Annotated in this window: 2 protein-coding genes, 4 tRNA genes and 1 pseudogene; 6 read left to right on the top strand and 1 reads right to left on the bottom strand. The window is 44.9% G+C overall.

Annotated elements, in window-relative coordinates:
• The first annotated feature begins 199 nt into the window (after positions 1–199).
• The 4 genes from OCT58_RS10210 to OCT58_RS10195 all read left to right on the top strand — a co-directional run bounded on the left by OCT58_RS10210 (position 200) and on the right by OCT58_RS10195 (position 538).
• Positions 200–271 (top strand) — tRNA-Gly (locus tag OCT58_RS10210).
• A gap of 9 nt (positions 272–280) precedes the next feature.
• Positions 281–352 (top strand) — tRNA-Glu (locus OCT58_RS10205).
• Between the two features lie 6 nt (positions 353–358).
• Positions 359–431: transfer RNA gene (locus tag OCT58_RS10200), tRNA-Ala, on the top strand.
• A gap of 32 nt (positions 432–463) precedes the next feature.
• Positions 464–538, top strand: a tRNA-His gene (locus tag OCT58_RS10195).
• A 74-nt stretch (positions 539–612) separates the two neighbouring features.
• Here OCT58_RS10195 and OCT58_RS10190 read toward each other — a convergent pair.
• On the bottom strand, positions 613–1,536 hold the full coding sequence (locus OCT58_RS10190) for an IS30 family transposase (RefSeq protein WP_267202716.1): 924 nt from the start codon (positions 1,534–1,536) through the stop codon (positions 613–615).
• A 126-nt stretch (positions 1,537–1,662) separates the two neighbouring features.
• Here OCT58_RS10190 and OCT58_RS10185 point away from each other — a divergent pair, with 126 nt between their 5' ends.
• Both OCT58_RS10185 and OCT58_RS10180 read left to right on the top strand, forming a co-directional pair.
• Complete coding sequence (locus OCT58_RS10185) at positions 1,663–2,178, top strand: SA1002 family membrane protein (RefSeq protein WP_267202715.1); 516 nt, start codon at positions 1,663–1,665, stop codon at positions 2,176–2,178.
• Positions 2,179–2,284: 106 nt separating this feature from the next.
• Positions 2,285–2,491: pseudogene (locus OCT58_RS10180) on the top strand (aldo/keto reductase); the annotation flags it as partial.
• Positions 2,492–2,607: the final 116 nt, after the last annotated feature.

Below are 2,607 nucleotides of genomic sequence, written 5' to 3'. Positions count from 1 at the left end.
AATCAATTGGTATCTGAATTCCCGGCCACTTAAATGTCTTAACTGGCGCACACCAATCGAGATCTTCCTGCTTAATTTACGTCATTAAATTCGTTCAAGTTATTTCTTGCAATCTGCCAAAATCTAAACTTTTTTTGAAAAAAGACTTGCCTTTGGTGCTGATTCTTGATATTATAATTGACGTTGTCATGTGAGACATGCGGAAGTAGTTCAGTGGTAGAACATCACCTTGCCATGGTGGGGATCGCGGGTTCGAATCCCGTCTTCCGCTTCACATCATGACCCGTTAGTCAAGTGGTTAAGACACCAGCCTTTCACGCTGGTATCGTGGGTTCAAATCCCGCACGGGTCACTTTATGGGGAATTAGCTCAGCTGGGAGAGCACCTGCTTTGCAAGCAGGAGGTCATCGGTTCGATTCCGTTATTCTCCATTGGCATGTATTTGCCTGAATTGAATATGTTGGCGGTAATGGTGAAGTTTGGTTAACACACCGGTTTGTGGGTCCGGCACGCGTGGGTTCAAATCCCACTTACCGCCCTTAGTTGCGACGAGAATTGCGGTTCTTGTCGTTTTTTTTGTATGGCAGATTGCAAGAAATAACTTGAACGAATTTAGTGACGTAGATTAAGCAAGAAGATCTCGATTGGTGTGTGCCAGTTAAGACATTTAACTGGTCGGGAATTCAGATACCAATTGATTTGAACCAGCTGGCGATCGCTCAGCTCTTCAATGGCTTGTCCCTTGGGAATAAACCGTCGCAAAACTCGGTTACGGTTCTCATTACTACCGCGTTCGTGCGGTGAATAGGCATGGGCAAAGTAAACCTGAGTACCCGTTAGCTGTTCAATTGCCTGATAGTTAGCGAACTCTTTCCCATGATCCACGGTAAGCGTCTTGAGCTTGTCTTGAAGTTGACTAGCTAGTTCAAGTACGGCTTGAGTCATGGACTGACTGTCGCGACCATGGAGCCGTTTAACAATTGTCAGGCGACTCTTACGCTCCACAAAAGTCGCCACAGCTTGACCTTTACGTTTGCCAGAAAGTACGGTATCAGCTTCAAAGTGGCCGAATTCTTGGCGAGTTTCGACTTTATGAGGACGCTCCTCAATGGAGCGGCCGTGACTGAACGTACCACGCTTTTCTTTAGCACGATGACGACGAATTCCATGATCAGGCAAATCGGGTAACTGTACATCAAGCCATCCTTGATCAATCCAGTTATAGACCGTCTTGTAGGCAATCCCAACTACATGGGCAACTTGTTCAGGGGACCACTTCTGGACTTGAATCTTTTCCTCAATCAAGTGCTTAAGGCTTTTAGTGAGTGAAGACTTCCGCCCCCGTTGACTAACCTTGCGTTCAAAGTCAGTTTGCGCTAGTTCAGCTTGATACTCACCGTTGAGCCGGTGAAGTTCGTTAAAGACTGTGGTTTTACTAAAGCCTAAGTAATTAGCGATGTATCGTAAGGAACGTCCTTCATTATGAAGCGTTTCAATGACAACGCGGTTCTGGAATGATAAAATAGTGGTGCCCATCAAGGTCCTTCTTTCTAATGGAATGTTGTGGTAACACCATTAAAGACCTTGATGGGTTTTTCTGTCCACTTAAATGTTCAACTTAAATTTTACAATCTGCCGTATCCAAATTTGGAGGCCACGTGCATGAAAATTACTGATATTTTTATTCCGATTATTATTCTAGCAATTATCGTTTTATTGTTGCGGGAGGGGGATCGACGGCCCTTTATTGCGGCAGCCGTGCTCTTTTTAAGCGAGCTGGTCTTTAGTACCCTGAATTTTCTGCTGTTCTTTGAGCTGGCTTCCGGGCTCTTGCGGCGGGTACGGGTGGTTGAGCTTGGCAACCTCTTCCTCTTGCTGGCGATTTTCGTCGTCCTGTCGGGGATGCTGCTCTATGCGGGAATGCGGATGCTGCGGGAAATTATCCGGTTTACCAGCACCGTTCTCACGATGGTCGAATATTATATTCAGTGGAGCCTGATCTATGTAACGGTTTACCAGGCGATCTTTTCAAACGTTAAGAAGGTTCAAGAAATCGGGCACTTTATTAAGATTGGCAATTTTCTCGATCCCAACTTATTTGTTGTGATTGTCCTGCCTTCCTTTATCTCGGCCTGGATTGCAGTGGTTCTGTACAAAAAATACATCCAGGCAATTTAATAATCCAAAATCTGAATAATTTCTGAATCATGATAAGCATTTCACAAACACGATTGCCCCGCTTATTCTTAAAGGGTAGCAAAGAATTCTCGAAAGGGGCAAAAGAATGGAATCTGTCAAGTTGAATAATGGTGTTGAGATGCCGTTGCTTGGTTTTGGAGTCTTTCAAGTTGACGACCTTGATGAATACGAGCGCGCGGTTACAGATGCGATCAACGCTGGCTATCGGCTCTTCGATACCGCTGCAATCTATGGCAATGAGGAAGCTGTTGGCCGGGCAATCAAAAAGAGTGGCATCCCGCGGGACAATGTCATTAAGTTAAGAGCTTGACAATTAGTGGTCGGTTCTTACAGGATGTCGTTTGAAAAGTAATTCGTTAATTTTAAGGCCACCTAAGTAGTAATCGCGGTTACTAATTAGGTGGCCTT

This window comes from Limosilactobacillus kribbianus (assembly GCF_026413145.1).
GTDB classification, from domain to species: domain Bacteria; phylum Bacillota; class Bacilli; order Lactobacillales; family Lactobacillaceae; genus Limosilactobacillus; species Limosilactobacillus kribbianus.
Note: the sequence above shows the minus strand (reverse complement) of the source record. Positions and strands in the feature narration are given on the sequence as shown.